Origin of the sequence: Longinema margulisiae (assembly GCF_025266855.1) — a bacterium.
Taxonomy (GTDB): Bacteria; Spirochaetota; Brevinematia; order Brevinematales; family Thermospiraceae; genus Thermospira.
Genome location: NZ_CP053071.1, coordinates 1,602,148 through 1,619,112 on the forward strand (window position 1 = coordinate 1,602,148; position 16,965 = coordinate 1,619,112).

12 protein-coding genes are annotated in these 16,965 nt (G+C 46.7%); 5 read left to right on the forward strand and 7 right to left on the reverse strand.

Annotated elements, in window-relative coordinates:
• Positions 1–26 precede the first annotated feature (26 nt).
• Positions 27–1,079 carry a hypothetical protein gene (locus BREVNS_RS07220; protein ID WP_483426349.1) on the forward strand — a complete coding sequence of 351 codons (1,053 nt, stop codon included), beginning with the start codon at positions 27–29 and terminating at the stop codon, positions 1,077–1,079.
• Positions 1,080–1,320: 241 nt separating this feature from the next.
• Complete coding sequence (locus BREVNS_RS07225; RefSeq protein ID WP_483426350.1) at positions 1,321–2,856, forward strand: carboxypeptidase M32; 1,536 nt, start codon at positions 1,321–1,323, stop codon at positions 2,854–2,856.
• Here BREVNS_RS07225 and BREVNS_RS07230 read toward each other — a convergent pair.
• The 5 genes from BREVNS_RS07230 to BREVNS_RS07250 all read right to left on the reverse strand — a co-directional run bounded on the left by BREVNS_RS07230 (position 2,824) and on the right by BREVNS_RS07250 (position 7,875).
• Positions 2,824–3,645: an MBL fold metallo-hydrolase gene (locus tag BREVNS_RS07230; protein ID WP_483426351.1), complete on the reverse strand. Its 822-nt coding sequence runs from the start codon at positions 3,643–3,645 to the stop codon at positions 2,824–2,826. The genes BREVNS_RS07225 and BREVNS_RS07230 overlap by 33 nt on opposite strands.
• A gap of 70 nt (positions 3,646–3,715) precedes the next feature.
• A complete protein-coding gene (gene fabZ / locus BREVNS_RS07235) occupies positions 3,716–4,189 on the reverse strand; it encodes a 3-hydroxyacyl-ACP dehydratase FabZ (protein WP_483426352.1) in 474 nt (157 codons plus the stop codon).
• A 21-nt stretch (positions 4,190–4,210) separates the two neighbouring features.
• A complete protein-coding gene (fabD, locus tag BREVNS_RS07240) occupies positions 4,211–5,110 on the reverse strand; it encodes an ACP S-malonyltransferase (protein ID WP_483426353.1) in 900 nt (299 codons plus the stop codon).
• A gap of 109 nt (positions 5,111–5,219) precedes the next feature.
• A complete protein-coding gene (locus BREVNS_RS07245; RefSeq protein ID WP_483426354.1) occupies positions 5,220–6,320 on the reverse strand; it encodes an ERCC4 domain-containing protein in 1,101 nt (366 codons plus the stop codon).
• 142 nt (positions 6,321–6,462) lie between these two features.
• Positions 6,463–7,875 carry an alpha-amylase domain-containing protein gene (locus tag BREVNS_RS07250; RefSeq protein ID WP_483426355.1) on the reverse strand — a complete coding sequence of 471 codons (1,413 nt, stop codon included), beginning with the start codon at positions 7,873–7,875 and terminating at the stop codon, positions 6,463–6,465.
• A 548-nt stretch (positions 7,876–8,423) separates the two neighbouring features.
• Here BREVNS_RS07250 and BREVNS_RS07255 point away from each other — a divergent pair.
• The 3 genes from BREVNS_RS07255 (at position 8,424) to recF (ending at position 15,303) form a co-directional block, all read left to right on the forward strand.
• The gene (locus BREVNS_RS07255; RefSeq protein WP_483426356.1) at positions 8,424–12,374 is read left to right on the forward strand and encodes a FlgD immunoglobulin-like domain containing protein; all 3,951 of its coding nucleotides are present in this window, start codon (positions 8,424–8,426) and stop codon (positions 12,372–12,374) included.
• A gap of 357 nt (positions 12,375–12,731) precedes the next feature.
• Positions 12,732–14,261, forward strand: coding sequence for a threonine synthase (gene thrC, locus BREVNS_RS07260; protein ID WP_483426357.1), 1,530 nt, complete (start codon positions 12,732–12,734; stop codon positions 14,259–14,261).
• 4 nt (positions 14,262–14,265) lie between these two features.
• The gene (gene recF / locus BREVNS_RS07265; RefSeq protein WP_483426358.1) at positions 14,266–15,303 is read left to right on the forward strand and encodes a DNA replication/repair protein RecF; all 1,038 of its coding nucleotides are present in this window, start codon (positions 14,266–14,268) and stop codon (positions 15,301–15,303) included.
• Between the two features lie 53 nt (positions 15,304–15,356).
• Here recF and BREVNS_RS07270 read toward each other — a convergent pair whose 3' ends face one another.
• Together BREVNS_RS07270 and BREVNS_RS07275 are read right to left on the reverse strand one after the other, a co-directional pair.
• A complete protein-coding gene (locus BREVNS_RS07270; protein ID WP_483426359.1) occupies positions 15,357–15,779 on the reverse strand; it encodes a secondary thiamine-phosphate synthase enzyme YjbQ in 423 nt (140 codons plus the stop codon).
• A 259-nt stretch (positions 15,780–16,038) separates the two neighbouring features.
• On the reverse strand, positions 16,039–16,959 hold the full coding sequence (locus BREVNS_RS07275; protein WP_483426360.1) for a 4Fe-4S binding protein: 921 nt from the start codon (positions 16,957–16,959) through the stop codon (positions 16,039–16,041).
• Positions 16,960–16,965: the final 6 nt, after the last annotated feature.

Genomic DNA, 16,965 nt, shown 5'->3' on the forward strand with positions numbered 1-16,965 from the left:
AGAGATTTTGTGGAAGGAGATTCTGGATGAAAAGCTTGAAAACAAAAATGGTAGTGTTGCTATGGTTAGGATTTTCTTTTGTTTTTTCCGAAGAAGAAAAGAAAATACAAGAGGCTACTATTCTTTTTCATTCCACCTACCACACGAATGTGGTTCTTTACCTTTATTTTCAGGAACAGAGGTTTGCGCTGACAATAGAGCCTCGGGCAAAAACAAATCATTTCTGGTATTTTCGGGTGCCTGTTTTTGCAGATAGCCAAAAGATATTCTATTATTTTAATGCCGATGGTATGGGAATGATAGATCCCTTTGCTTCCTCGGTAGAAGTAGACGGAGGGACATTCAATTGGAAGCGTCCCTTAAAAGAGGGTATAAAGAAACCATTGTGGAGACGTTTTGTCTTTGTAAGTGAACACTTTGAATACTATGGGCCTTTTCCCATAGACAGGACTCAGGAACTGGAGAAATACTATCGATATCTGACCAATCTGCTTGCTCCTTTTCAGCCACAGCTTCAGAAACCAAAGATTCGTTATTATGCCATTTCTTTTACAGGGAATTCTCGTTCGGCGTTGTGGGCTTTTCCGTGGCGAGGAGAGATCTTTGACTCCTGGGATTGTGCGTCTTCCCATGAGATTATCCATATGCTTGTGATTATCAGTAATTGGGTTTTCAATGAGGGGGTGGCCCAATGTTTTCAGAAGGAGGGAAATTATGATTACCGGGAACAGAATGTGAATTTTGTGGCTCGTCAATACCTTGAGGGTTGTGGTATCTCTCCAGGGGGATGTAATGTTGTGTCTCTTCTCATGCGTCGTCATGAAAGCCCCACCATAGGAAACTATTACCATATAGCCGCTTCTTTTATTTACTACCACTGGTTTATTTTGGGAGAAAAAGAAAAAATGGCAAGATTTTTAAGAAGCCTTGAATATACGGATACCGCCTCGGCTATTGATGAGAAATATCGGGCGGTGTTTGGAAGGACATTTTCGGAGGGAGAAAGGGCATGGGCAGAATGGCTTCTGTCATCGGAGATGTTTTCACAGCCTTATGTGGACTGGAGTTTTCTCAATTGAGAGGCTGAGAAGATATTTTGAAAGAAGATTTTTTCTCTTGAGGGGGACACTCCGGACAAGCATTGATTTTTCTCCTGAGATGTCGTATAATAAACCGCACCGAGAATCAGGTAAAGACGGCAGAAAACTCTTTGAGAAAAGGGGAGAAGGCATCCCGAGAGGCGGAAGTTGTCGATAGCGGAAAGAAAAAGAACTTCCCAGAAGTCTCTTGTTCTGAAATAGAGAGCGAAAAGGAGTCTTTATGATAGCATGGTCTACTCTTCTTGAGAAACTCAAGGAACTTTCTCTTCTTGAGAAAACACTTGCCCTTCTCTCCTGGGATCAGGAAACCTACATGCCAGAGGGTGGTGCCAGGGTACGAAGTGAGGAGATAAGTCTTTTTGTGAAATTCTGGCATGAAAAAATGTGCGATCCCTTCTGGGATGAGGCGCTCAGTTCTTTTTCAGAACGAGAAGATCTTTCGTCTGACCAGAAACGGATTCTTGAGGTTTTCAAAAGGGATAGAGACAAAGAGGTGAAGATTCCCACGGATCTTGCCACAGCGTTAGCGACGGCTGTTTCTGAGGCTTTTGGAGCCTGGCATGAAGCCAAAAGAAAGTCGGATTTTACATTGTTTCTTCCTTCTTTGCAGAAGGTTTTTGATCTCTCTCTTCAGAAGGCGTATGCCCTTGGGTATAAAAGGTCAAATGCCTATGATGCTTTTCTTGATCTGCATGAGGAAAACCTGAAAGAAGCGGATTTTGATCCCATCGCTTCTGAGACGCTTCCTATCATGCAGGGCGCTCTCCAGGCTATTCAGGAGTATGGCAGGCCACCGCAGAAGGATTTCCTTCATGCCGTTTATTCCATAGAAAAACAAAAAAGCCTGTGTGAGTGGATTCTTCCACGGATAGGCTTCGATACAAGGCGTGGGCGGCTTGATATTTCACCGCATCCCTTTTCTACTACTTTGGCGCTTGATGATGTGCGACTTACGACACGGTATGATGAGAATGATCCCCTGGCTTCTTTCTATGGGGTGCTTCATGAGGCCGGCCATGGGCTCTATGAGCAGGGATTTTTGCCAGAGTGGGAACATACGCCCTTGGCTCAGGCGGTGAGTCTGGGTATTCATGAGTCGCAATCCCGTTTCTGGGAAAATCAAATAGGACGGAGCTTTGAATTTCTTGTGTGGCTATGGCCAACCATGCAGGAAATCTTTTCCCCTTTATTGGATGGTATAACTCCAGAACAGATGTTTCGAGCCGTGAATGAGGTGAAACCTTCGCTTATTCGCACCGAGGCCGATGAAGTGACCTATGGTCTTCATATCTTGGTGCGTTATGAGATAGAGAAAAAAATCTTTCGAGGGGATGTTAATCTTTCTGAGGTGCCAGCTTTGTGGAATGATCTCTATCGGGAGTACTTAGGGATTACGCCACCAGATGATGCCCATGGGGTTCTTCAGGATATTCACTGGGCTCATGGTTCTTTTGGGTATTTCCCTACCTATCTTCTTGGAAATCTCTATGCGGCTCAGTGGTATGCCACGTTGCAGAGAACGCTTGATGTGCCTTCTCTGGTGCAAAAGGGAGATTTTGCTCCGATTCTCCAGTGGATGAGAGAGAATATCCATCATCACGGGAGACGATATGAGGCGAAGGTCTTAGTCAGGCGTGTTTCGGGAGAACCCTTGCGACCCGTTTACTTTGCCCGTTATCTCAAAGAGCGTTATGAGCAGGTGTATGGTATTTCTCTTCCTCTCTCAGGGGAGAAGATGGAAGCGGCTACCAGCTGAAGCGTATTCTACCCGTTTCCCTAGGGAAGTTTTCATTTCGTGATATGCTTCTATACCTGTACAATGGCAAACGGCGTAGTGAGAGACAGGATAGGATTTCAGACGTTCAATCATCACCCGACGACTTTCTGTAGGGGTATGCCGCAGGTGAAAACCTCCCATCACCAGTTGAATGGGCTTGTCAAACACGCGAAGGGCCTGTTCAATGATATTGGTAATCCCTCGATGGGCGCATCCTGTGAAAAGGCTGATAGACTCTCCATGGTCGATAACGAGAGAAAGTTCGTCCTCAAAGGTATCACCTTCTTTTTGGCCATTGTCTTCAACGAGGAGATTGTCAAAGTGGGTATCATCGGTATGAATGATTTCAGCTGGAGGAAGAACCCATAATCCCGGGAGAATCTCGGTGAGTCTCTCTACCGGTGTCCATACGTTTTGGAAAGCGAGAGGAAGCGTCATGCCAATAAAAGAACCATCAGAGCGATACTTTGGCTTTTGAGCAAGGGGATGAGCCCAGAGTTTGGGAAGCAAATGGTTGTGGGAAAAGGCTTCAAGCCCCCCAGTGTGATCATAATGCCCGTGGCTGAGAACAAGGTGGGATACTCTTTCTAAGGGGAAGCCAAGATGACGGGCATTTTCTATGATAGACCCATCCGGACCCGTATCGAGGAGTATCCATTCTCCATGATGGGAAAAACCAAGAGCAAGCCCGTGCTTCGCGCAGAGAAAGGGATTATAGGTGGTGTTTTCCACTAAGACGACGACTTCGTTTTTTTCGTTTGATGTCATAGACCCTCCCAAAACAAAACTGCCCGGAAAGAAGCCGGGCAGTTTTGGTAGTCTTTTCCTGAAAAAGGGGTTATGCCTGTTCTCTGTCGGTGATCATGGCCATCATTTCCGCTTCGGCTACCAGTTCACCATCTACTTTGGCATATCCCTGGAACTTTCCAATCCGACCACCAAACTTGATGATCTCCACATGGTACTCGAGGCGATCCCCTGGAAGTACGGGTTTGCGGAATTTGGCATTGTTCACTCCCATGAAGAGAATGAGTTTATCTTTGTATACCTCTCCCTTTTTGTCGGCTTCCTGTTTGAGAAGAGTGAGACCGATAAACCCTGCGCATTGAGCCATACCCTCGATGATGAGTACCCCCGGCATAATGGGCTGACCCGGGAAGTGTCCCAGGAAGAACTCATCATTCATTGTCACATTTTTGTATCCCCAACCACCCTTTTCATTGACTTCCATAACTCTGTCAACGAGAAGGAAGGGATACCGGTGGGGCAAGAGTTTCATGATATCATGGATATCGTAATAATTTTTGGACATATCTACCTCCATATTCCTGGATTATTCAGAGAGAAATTGTTCCCAGCTTTTCACAGGAAGAGCGGGAGAAATCTTTTTGACAAGGCCTGTGAGGACAGTGCCAGGTCCAACCTCGATGATTTCACTCACACCAAGGCTTTCCATGTACCTCACACTTTCTACCCATCGCACAGGGCTCTGGATTTGACGGAAAAGCATCTCTCGAATATTGGTTTCGTCCTCTTCTCTGGCGGTGACGTTGGAAATCACCCGACAGTTTGGTCTGGAAAAGGGTGTTTCATCCAGAACCTTTTTGAAGTGAGTGGCGGCCTCTGCCATGAGTTTCGAGTGAAAGGCTCCACTCACGTTGAGAACAATCACCCTTTTGGCTCCTTTTTCCTTGAGGATGGGTTCGGCTTTCGCAATGCCTTCTTTGAGACCGGAGATAACCACCTGGTCAGGGGCATTGTAGTTGACAGGCTCTACATAAGCCTCACGAGAAACCTCGGCACATACCTCTTCAACCACCTCGGCTGGAAGACCTAAGACAGCAGCCATTCCCCCTTTTTTCTCAGGGTCGGCGTGAGCCATGAGTTCTCCTCGTTTGCGAACGAGTTTGAGAGCTGATTCAAAGGAGAGCATGCCAGAGGCGACAAGAGCTGAAAACTCTCCCAAAGAATGGCCAGCAACGACCGCGGGTTGAATGCCTTTTTCACTGAGAGCCTTGAGGGCGATAATACTATACGTCAGAATAGCTACTTGGGCGTTTTCTGTTTTGGTGAGTTCTTCTTCCGGTCCTTCAAAAGAGAGTTTGGAAAGGGAAAAACCGAGGACGTTATCCGCCTTTTCATACATCTCTCGGGCAAAGGGGTATTTTTCCAAGAGTTCCTTGCCCATCCCGACTTTCTGAGATCCCTGGCCGGGGAAAACAAAAGCGACCACTGTGCACCTCCTGTTGCTTTGTTTTCAGGGTGTATTATCTTAACGGAAAGAGAGGGGAATGTCAAATATTGAGACCTTTGCGTGAATGTGCGAAGGTCTCAATACTTTCTTAGTTTGGGGAGGAAGAAAAATTTTTCGTCCAGAGAAGACGATTTTTTTCTTTTTTGACAGACAATATTCCTTTGTTGCAGAGTTCTTCGAGCTTTTTCTTGAGGGTTTCTTTGCTCATCTGGGAAAAAGTCTCGTGAGCTTCTTTGAGTGTAAAAGAGGAAGGCAAAAGAGAGAGAATTTTTTCCTCGATTTGAGTATAACAATTTCCAGTGATTTCACGTGGCAAATACACCGTTGTTGGCTCTGCGACAAGAGAGGAAACTTGCTGGTTTTTCCAACCATATAAGAGCCGAAAAAACTGATATGTCCATTCGTTGGCCAATTTTCTCGATCCAGCAAAAATTACGGAGAGTTTTGGATGAAAGGCTTGAATTTCTGCGAGAGCGGCGGCACAGAAAGAAGGAGGATAGAAACTTTGTTTCTTTGGATTCAAAAAATCGGCATAGATGGCCTCAATGACCAAGGCGGCATGGGGATAGCGTTCTAATTCGCTTAAAGCTTGATGAAAGGCTGCAAGGTGTCTAAACTCAGCGAGAAGGTTTTGAAAAGTTTTTCTTTCCACCAGTGCGAGTATCTCATTGTTTATGACTAAAGCGTAGTCTCCTGCTGGCAGACTATGCTTCTCAATAGAACAAGAACCAAAACTCCAGGGGTATTTTTCTTGTTTATCTATCCAGACGGTGAATTCACCTTTTTTGTAGACGGAAAGCTTAACTCTTGGTTTTCTTTCCTTGATTCCCTGCTGGGTGCGCCAGAAAATGGTTTCATAAGTGCCTGGTTTATTTTTGAATGATTTGGTTACGAAAACGAAGTCACACCTTTTATTTTTCATTCTATCTAAAACAACAACGAGACGTTTTCCAATTCTTTGGAAGGAGACCACGGGTACTTCTTCAATGACCTGTCCTTCATGAAACGGGTTACTTTCATCGGGAAGACAGAACGCATTTCCTTTGGCTCCAGGCCATTTGTCCTGTGTTCGTAAAGCAAGGAGTACTCTCTCGCCCTGAATAATTCGAAGACGATAGGGGAATTTTGACTCCCCCATATATTCCAGTTTCCAGATAGCCATCGAGAGTTCGGTTTCGGAGATAGGCATAGAGAAACCCTTTTTGTTTTTTTTGGTTTTACTTAAAAAAGTATACTTGAAAGGCAATGAAAAGTCAAGGAAAGAGGAAGGGTATCAAAATAAAAAGCCCCTGCTTACTGCAGGGGCTCGATGAAGGAGAACTCAAAGACGCTTACAGTCCATCCACCGAGTACACAGCATACCCACGAGGAGCAGCCCAGACCTCAACCCAACCGTTGGCATCGCAGTACTTGTTGGCTGGCTGATAGTTCTGCCCGCTCACTGTCGAAGACCACGCATAGGCCTTGAGGGTCTTGCCCTTGAGGTAGCTATTGCCTGTCTGGACCCAGGCTCCCTTCCACTGGGTGGGATTGTCATTGATGATCACAATATATCCAGGGCTTGAGGTGGAGTATCCACGGCTTCCGTAGATAATGAAGTCGCCATCGTTACTCTTGAGAATCTCAATCTGAGGAGCACCGCCACCGAGTTTCTCACGGCACCACACAAGCTGTTTGATACCATTTCCCCAACCGGTGCCTGCTCCACCACCAGTGGCCAATCCATAGTTGTAGTAGTCCTTCCACCAGATACATGGATATCCCTGGTAGGTGAGGATAAAGGCATACGCCATCATCTTATCTCGATAAATCTCATCTGTGTCATGGTTGCCCACAAAGGTTACGGCACGGAATGGGTTCTTGGCAGCAAAACTCTTGCTATAGTCAAACACATTGGGGAGATATCCGCCACCAGAACTGTTATTACAGATATCGCGAAGGGTATAGTAGAGAGCAAAATCAAACACAGAAGAGTTAGCGGCATTGGCCCACCAGTCAAGGGTGGAGGTATTGGCATCCCAGTACTCGCCTACACTAAAGGTAGGTGATGTCCAGGCATTGAGGTTTTTCACCACAGTGGGAGAGAAACCCTTTACATAATCCCATCGCCAGCTGCTGAATCCAGCATTGGCCACATTCTTCATCCACAAAAGCCATGTCTTGATGTCGTTGGTTACGGTTGCATTCTTGTGACAGATATCAGGGAATCCCGCAAAAGAACCTTCATCATACGAACAACTGGCATTGGGGTGGAATGCCCAGTATTGCCATTTCATTTTGCCGCTGGCGACATTGCGGAAATCAGTCCAGGTATTTCCACCCGTGTAGGGGTTATACTCACTGGCTCCACCGGAACGGTGGTTGATGACGATGTCAGCCATACAATCAATCCCATAGCTGCGGAAGGTAGAGATAGCAGACCTGAGTTCTGAAGCGGAACCAAACCGTGTTTCTGTGGTTCCATCCTGATAGTATTGCCCAAGGTCATAATAGTCATGAGGATCGTACCCCATCGAATACCCACCACCCTGAGCCTTGGAAGCAGGGGGGAACCAGATACGGTTGATACCATACTTGGTACCATTTCCCACCATATACCGAAGTTCATACGCCTTGCTCTTCATGGTATCCCACCATGTACCACCTGCGGGAACGTCCCAGTAGAAGCCCTGCATCATCACCCCCGCAAAAAGAGGTAAAGAGAGGAACATTCCTACCACTACCAAAAACCATACCTTCTTCATAAACCCTCCTTATTCTCTGGTTTTCGAAGATTCTACAACAATTTTGCAATATCTATGCCAAAGTCTTGCTTTCTTCCCGAAAAGGAAAAGTTACATTTTTTTCTTTATTGAATAAATAGATTTGTAGAATAAAAATGGAATAGTATTGAAATCGGTTTCATTTTATTTTTTGCACAATTTTGCACATACGTTGTGCAAAAAGGGGCATTGTGGAGTATGAAGGTTGGGGCGAGAAGAAAGGATGGGAATTCTCTTTTTGAGACCTTTGCACGAATGTGCGAAGGTCTCAAAAAAGTAGTAAAAAACAAAAAATAGTATAAAAATGTTCCTTAACGTAATAAATAAAACTATTCCTTTGAACAAAAAAAGACAAATAAGCCCTTGTAAATGGAAAAAGCGGGGGAGAGGGGCGTAGCCCCTGACCCAGATAGGGGAAGAAAACACCCGTGCAAGGGTCTCTTTTTGTCTTTCTTTCTTTCTTTCGTTTCTTTGCAACGGAGAGAGATTTTCTCTATAATGAAGTGAGATTTTCTTCGGGAGGTAGAAAAATGCGGAATATATTTCTCTTCTTCTGGGTGTGTTTGCCTGTTCTGGGAATGGCTCTTTCTCTTCCAGCAGGGAGTGAGGCGAGTTTTTTAGGTTATGGAGTAAATGCCCAGGGAACAGGATATACAGGGTTGAGTGATGAGAGTTTGTCGGCCTGGGCAAACCCGGCACTTTATAACATCACCAGGTGGCATACGGCTTTTTCTCTAGAGGGTATGGGGGCAAAAGCGGTGTATCGTGTTGAAGGAGGACTTCCGCTTCCTCTGGGGACTATTGGTGGACGTTTTTCTTATGATACGACGCTTTCTCTTCTCTCGGGAGAGATGCTCTGGGCTCGGGCTATTTCACGCTGGTTCTCGCTTGGGATCAAGGCAAATGCCGGGTGGGTCAATAATCAGACCTTTTTTCTTGTTGATGTGGGAATGGTCCAGAGAGGGGGAGAGGGAAAAGGGTTTGGGTTTTATCACTGGGATTATGGGGTTGTCTTGAAAAACATAGGGGTGGGGGCTTTTTTACCAGAAGGAACTCCCTGGAAACCCTTTGGTATAGCCATCGGAGGAGGTTTTTCTCCTGTGGTGGTGGAAAATTATGAAATGAGGCTTCAAAGCGATGTCGGTTTCTCGGTGGTGCCTTTTTCTGTGGGCTGGGGTGTGGGGATGAAACATACCCTTTTTGATACTCTTTTAGTGTCGGGTGGGTATCAATTTCCTTTTGGCGAGGCTGGTCTTGGTGTGGGAGGGGGGTATAGCCTTGGGGTAGGCTTGAGAGGAGGCTTTGCCCTTGATAGAAAAAGCACCAATCTTTTGGTGCGTATGGGGAAAACCCCTTCCTCAGAATACACGGAGGTCCAGCTCTGGTATGGGATGCAGTCAAAACCGTCCCTGTCTCATGGGGTGATGCTTTCTGTGGCGTGGGGTCAGTATGACGACAGACCCCCTGTGATTCAAACAAGTCAGACGGTCTTTTTCTCTCCCAATGTGGATGGAGTCAAGGATGAGGCGGTTATTTCTCTTCCCATCACAGACAATGGAAAACTCTCGGGCTGGGAAGTGGAGATTGTGGACAATAAAAATACAGTGGTACGAAAGTTTCAAAGCTGGCAGTCCTTTGAAACCAGAACGCTTTCCTGGAATCAGGTTTTTGAACGGCTTGTGACTCCCGATAAGGGGCTTGAGGTTCCTTCCTCTCTCAAATGGGATGGAAGGGATAGTGAGGGCAAACCTTTGCCTGATGGGGAGTATCGTTATAGAATTCGGGCAAAGGATCTCAATGAGAATGAAAGTCTTTCTCCCTGGCAAACCATTGTGCTTGATACGGCTAAACGTGAGGTGGGTTTTTCCCCGTCTTCTTCAGTGTTTTCTCCCAATGATGATGGTATCCAGGAGACCCTTGTGGTTCAGATAACCAATCTCAAAACGCTTCCCGGCGACAGGCTTACCATGATGGTGTCTGATACAAAAAAATCGGTGGTATTTCAATCGGTATGGACAAACGAAGGGGAACTTCCAGTTTCGCTTGTGTGGGATGGGAAAACACAAGATGGACGTGCGCCGGAAGGAATATATGAGGTGGTGGTGAGTGTGGAGAGTGAAGCAGGCAATAGTGCTACAGTTTCTCTTCCTGTGCGGTTGGTACGAACCATGGAACAGGTGTCGCTTATTTCTTCAAAGGAGGCTTTTTCAGCACGGAAAGGGGATGTACTTCTTTTCACGCCACAGGCTTCCAGTCAGGAACTTTTGACCAACTGGAGGCTTGTTATTGAGGATGAGAAGGGAAAACTGGTGCGCGAACAAACGGGAAAACCCCCTCTTCCCTCTTCTCTTGTCTGGGATGGCAAGGATCAGGAGGGAAAAAGGGCTTCAGATGGAGTGTACACGGCACGGCTTCAACTCTTCTATGAAAGTGGTAATCAGCCCGTCTCTGGTCCTGTGAAGTTTGTGTTAGATAATACCCCTCCAGAGATTTCACTTCGGTTGCCCTATACCATCTTTTCGCCCCTTCCTGATTCAAGACAGAGAACACTTCCTCTTACCCTTGCTCTCAGGGCTGATTCCAATGATATGGTGACCCTCTCGATTATGGACGAGAGTGGAAGGGCGGTCTTCTATGACAGAAAAATGGCTTCTGAGTGGCAAGGGGATATAGAATGGACAGGGCTTGATGCAAGGCTTAATCCTCTCCCTGAGGGTCGATATACCCTGATGGTAGAGGCTGAGGATAGGGTTGGCCACCGTGTGCAAACGAATGTTGTGGTGACGCTACGCACAGGAAGAGAGAGGCTTTTTGTCTCTACCCCACAGGCTTTTGTTTCTCCCCGGGCGCAGAGAGATATCCCCTTTTTCCTTGAGGGGAATGCAGCCGGAATAAAGAGTCTTGAGTTTATCCTCAAGGGAGAGAATGAGAGGGTAGTGTACAGGCTTACCACGAACCAGTGGCTCTCTGTGATCAGGGTTCCTGCGGAGGGGTTAAGGGATGGGGTGTATAGCTATCAGGCTGTGGCTCTCTATGAGGATGGACAGAATCCCCAGAGTACCCCGAGATTTCTTGAGGTGGATAGTGTACCGCCACGCTTTGTCCCTTCTGTGGACAGGCCAGCCTTTTCTCCTAATGGTGATGGGAGAAGGGATGTGCTTCTGGTGGAGGCAAAGCCTGAGGGAAGATCAAATGATGTGTATCAACTCAGTCTTGTTGATTCCACTGGGCGAGTTGTTCGAAGTGGGGAGTGGCGTGGACCGTTCTTTTCCCGTTTTGTATGGAATGGACAGGACAACCAGGGGAAGGATCTCCCCGAAGGGATGTATCACCTCCAAACGATAAGCCGGGACATGGCGTCTAATGTCACCATAGAGTGGGTCTCCAATATTGCTTTAGTGAGAAGTTTTCCTGAACTCAATTTTGAGGTGAGTGATACGGCCATTATTCCCGGGAAAACTTCACTTCTTCTTACAGGGACTCTTACGGAGACCAACAGGATAGAATTCTCCGAAATCCAGATCATAAACCAGCAGGGGGAAACGGCATATCAGATGACGACCAACAGGTGGCAGAATACCTGGATCTGGAAAGGAGAGGGCAGTAATGGCTTTGTACCGGACGGCTACTATACCATTCAGTGGAATGTGTCGTATAGTGATGGGAACTATATACGGGCAGAGCTGGAAGATATCATTGTGGATAGTCAGCCTCCACGGATGAGTCTTGCCTTTTCCCCCCTTGTGTTTACGCCGGATGGAGATGGAGAAAACGATATCATGGAGATTCGAGAGAATTTCTGGGATTTGGCAGGGCTTGCCGCTTATACTACCACTATTCACAAGGTGAGAGAAAATATGCCACCCCTTCTCATAAAACTATGGGCAAAGTCCTTTGAGGAGGATGTGTCTCTCTGGGATGAGGTACTTTCGTGGGATGGAGTGGGAGACGATGGGGAAATTGTTGAGTCTGTTCAGGATTATCTTTTGACAATTCAGGCAGTGGATGTTCTTGGTCATACCAATACCATCCAGACGAATTTCACCACAGGCGTTCTTGTGGAACGAACACCTGATGGGCTTCGGATCAGGATGAGCAGTATTCGATTTGCCCTCAATTCGGCCACACTTACCCCTCAGAGTCGTGAGAACCTCAACAAAGTGATAGAAGTCTTCCAGAGGCTTTTCAGTCAACCGGAGAGGTACGGTCTCACAAAAGACTTTTTCATTGAGGTTTCCGGGCATACGGATGATCTTCCCGGTCCTACCCCGAATTTCAATCAGCAACTCTCTGAACGGCGAGCAAAGGCGGTCTATGATTATCTTGTCTCAAGAGGAATCCCTGCGGAGAAACTGAGCTGGGCTGGATATGGCGAAAGCAGGCCATACAAGGTCATTACCCCAACGATGACAAAGGAACAGCGGGATGAGGTCCGTTCCAGAAATAGAAGGGTGGAGTTTTTTATTCGAAAAAAGCGATAGGTGACAGGTGAGGGCGTGGTACATTTGTGTCATGCCCTCATGTTTTTTCTTCCGGGACTCAGTGGGGAAAGGGGATGTTTGGAAAATACCCCGCTGGAGAGGCTATGACTTTGTTTCAGCTCATCAGAGGGTTGTAGCTGAAATAAGGGAATAGCCTTTACCTTTTCGCACGACTATGGCTAAGCCCCCCGCAGAAAAAGAAGCCCCATGGGCCGGGAGAGGAAAGAGCAAGCTTCCCCAATGGCGAGAATAGCTATTATGGAGGGGAGGGAAACGACGCAAAACACCCCTAAAGGTCTCCATTTGCTTTTTTTCTCTTTTTGGCTTATACTTATAGCCAACTGAGGAGTAAAGGACATGCGATACATCAGTTCGAGAGGAAATTATCCTGAGGTAGGTATAAGCGAGGCCATTGTAGAAGGGATGGTACCCAAAGGGGGGCTTTTTCTTCCGGAGAGAATTCCCACGATAGATTTTTCTTTTCTTGCGAAGGCTAATTATCACGACGTGGCCTACCATGTGCTTGCTCCCTACTTTTGTGAGGGAGAGGGGGCTTATACCGAAGCAGAACTGAAGTCTTCTCTTCAAGAGGCGTATAATTCCACGACCTTTGATACAGAAGAGATTGCCCCTGTGAAGGTGTTATCCAACAGGGTGGGCATTCTGGAACTGTGGCATGGACCAACGGCCGCTTTCAAGGATATGGCCCTCCAGATTCTTCCCCATTGGCTTGTTCTCTCCAAAAAGAAATTAGGTAAACATACCACCACGGTGATTTTAGTGGCTACCTCAGGGGATACCGGCAAGGCAGCTCTTGAGGGGTTCAAGAATATTCCCGGGACGGAAATCTATGTGTTTTTCCCCGATGAGGGGGTGAGTTTAGTCCAGAAACTTCAGATGCTCACGACGGAGGGACTGAATACCCATGTCGTGGCGGTGGAGGGAAATTTTGATGATTGTCAGGGAATGGTGAAGGCTATCTTTGCCAATAGTGAATTCCGGGCAAAAATCACCTCTCGCCGCTATGAACTTTCTTCAGCTAATTCTATTAACTGGGGGAGGCTTGCTCCTCAAATCGTGTATTATGTTTGGGGTTATGCGAAACTGATTCACTCTCTTGGTCTCGGGATAGGGCATGAGATTGATGTCGTGGTTCCCACAGGGAACTTTGGTAATATTTTGGCTGCTTATTATGCCAAACAGATGGGGCTTCCTATTCGTCGTCTTGTCTGTGCTTCAAATCAGAACAATGTTCTCACCGATTTTCTGCGAACGGGTGTGTATGAAAGCAAGCGACCGTTCTACAAGACGTATAGTCCCTCGATGGACATTTTAGTTTCTTCTAACTTAGAACGTTTTCTCACCGAAATCACCAAACACAATTTCCTGAAAATCCAGAATTGGTATCTTGAACTGCAGGAGAAGGGGCGTTTCAAGATTGATGCGACGACGCTGAAGGGAATTCATGAGGTGATGTGGGGTTATTGGACAGGAGAACATCAGACCCTTTCTACCATTCGACAGGTGTATGAAGAAGAGAACTATCTTCTTGATCCCCATACCGCGGTGGCGTATCATGCTCTTGTGCAATACTGGAAGGACATAGAAGACAAAGTTCCTGTTTTAGTATGCAGTACGGCCTCACCCTTCAAGTTCAATGGGGCTATTTACAGGGCTCTTTTTGATGAAGAGGCACCTGAAAATGAGTTTGAAGCGGTGAAAAGAATTGTTGAGAAAACAGGGTTAACCCCTCACAGGGCTTTAGCGACGCTTGAGGGGCTTCCTGTTCTTCACAGGGATCACATTGCCCCAAAGGATGGTTTGTCGTATTTAGAGGGGAAACTCCTCTCCAAAAAACATGTGAGACTCAAAAAGCCATCTTCTTAGTTGTATGATCAGTTCTCTTGAGATTACAGGCTTTCGTAATTATCACGAGGTGTATCTTGAGAAAATCCCTGAAAAGACGGTCATTGTTGGCCCTAATGGCAGTGGGAAAACCAATCTTTTAGAGGCTCTCTCTGTGTGGCTGACGGGAGAGTCTTTTCGAACCATCAACTTAGGTGATGCTATCTCATGGGGATGGCAGGGATTTTCTCTCAAGGGAATATTTCACCATGAAGAATACCACTTTGGGTATACCCCATCAGAGCGTCTCTACAGGAAAAACGGGAAAACAGTGACGGCAAGGGAGTATAGACACCATCATCCTGTACTTCTTTTTTTGCCCGAGGATACCATTCTTCTCTACGGCGGAGCGGAGGGAAGACGCAGGGTGTTAGACGAGATGATTTTTGTACTTGATGAGGAGTATAGGGGGGTATGGCTCACCTATTTTCGTGTTCTTCGTCAGCGAAATACGCAACTTCGTGCGGATCCCCGTGAAGCAAGGGTATGGGATAGACAGCTTATAGAATTAGGAAGCCAGGTTATTGAGAAGAGGTTTTTTTATCTCAAACAGATGTCTCTCCGGCTTTCGGAATTGTACAGGGAACTCTATGGGGAGAAAGTAGAACTTCGGATGCTTAATACCTTTCGTATAGAAAACAGCATAAAGGAAAGTTTTGCGAAGGCTCTGGAGGGAGTGAGGGCTATGGAATATCAGAGGCGATACACCCTCATAGGGCCTCATCGGGATACCTTTGAAATTCGACTTGAAGACAAAAATTTTCGCGTTGTGGCTTCCCAGGGGCAAAAAAGGGCTCTTTCGCTTCTTCTCAAGATCACTGTGGCCACCCTGCTTCGAGACCAGGCGAGACTTCCCCTGCTTCTTTTTGATGATGTGATGCTTGAGATGGACCATGAAAGACAGAAGATGCTTCTTGCGTTTTTCTGGGATAGTTTTCCCTGGGTGTGGACAGTGTATGCCAGGGATATGGTACCGGGTCCAAAGACCTATGAGATGATAGAACTTCCCTTGTCCCGCGGCTAAAAGACGGGGAAAGGAGGACTTTGGGCTTCTTTCTTTGTTCTTGACGTTGGCTATTATCCCTTTTCTTCTCCCATGAGGGTAATCACCACCTTTCTTTCTCTTCGTGGGCCGTCAAATTCACAGAGAAAGATATGTTGCCAGGTGGAGAGGCCAAGTTTTCCTCCTATAATGGGGATGGTTTCCGATGGGCCAACAAGCCCGGATTTGAGATGGGCATCTCCATTGCCGTCCTGTTTGTCGTGTTGCCATACTCCCACAGGAATCAGTTTTCGCAGGAGGGTTATCACATCCTGTTGTACAGAGGTGTCCCAGTTTTCCTGAATCATAATGGCGGCAGTGGCCCCCTGAACATAGACGTGGGATATTCCTGTGGTGATGCCGCTTTGGGAAACGACATTTTCAATAGCCGAAGTGATATCAATGAGTTCCTCCCGCCGGGTGGTGGTGAATGTCAGGATAATCTGTATGGTTTTCATGGGTACGCCTCCGTGGAAATAGTATATCATAAAAGAATCATCTTTGCACATCAAGGAAGAGACCTTTGCACGAATGTGCAAAGGTCTCCCCTTGTAAACAGAAAAATCGGGGGAGAGGGGCGTAGCCCCTGACCTAAAAAGGGCAAGAAAGCACCCGTGCAAGGGTCTCAAGAAGGTTCTTTTCCGTCAAAGAAAAATGGGCATCCCACCCGGGATGCCCATAGGGGGTTATACGCAGGGAAAGAAATTTTTTCAAGCCCTATTTTTGAGAGAGTTTATCCCTCAGCTGAGGTATGGTGTAGCCATACGTGTCTTTCATATCCCGGAGGGGTTTATCGGTTGGTATATCAGCCGGAAGTCCAAGTTTTTTCACGATGACTTCGGGGGTAGTGGAGAGAGCCCTGGCGATATCCTGAATAGACATCGTCCCCTCGAGGAAGAAACCCTCCGGGACAACCAGAGACGAAGGCTGAGTTTGTGTTTTTTCTACAGGTTTTGGGGTAGGGGTAGGAGATGGGGCAGAAGAGACGGTGGTATTCGTGGTATTGGTGATACCGAGAAGTTTTCTCACCTCTTCACGAACAAATTCTGTTTCAAAGTCAGGGTTGCCTATGAGATCGCCAATATCTTTGATACGTGTTTCAGGGGGAACCTTTTCACGACTGAACTGGAGAGCTTCATAAAGAGACTTTTCCTCTATTCCAAAGGCCTTGATCACCTCAGCCAGGGTGTGAGAGCCCTTGATGTTGTCTGGAGTCAAGATACCTTGTGATGCCTGTTCTGTGAGAGAAACTTCTGTAAATCTTGCATTCCCTGTGAAGTAGGCTATACCCACCGTGGTCGCATAGATCACAAGCCCAATAATGGCGACAAGAAGAGGAGAAAGCCTTTTGCCGGCCCAGGTATTGAAGAGAGTGGATTTTTTGGTTGGACAGACGGTAACACACTCTTGACAGTTGATACACTCGGGAGAACGGACGACGTCAGGGTGCTGGACATCAATGTTCATGGGACAGGACTTATCACAGAGACTACAGTGGATACAGGTAGTATTATCCCGCTTGATACGGAAGGGGCTGATACGGCTTATGAGAGCAAGAAAGGCCCCCAAGGGGCAGAGGTACTTGCAAAAAAAGCGTTCATACACAAAAGAAAGACCAAGGCTTCCCACAAGGATCACGAAACC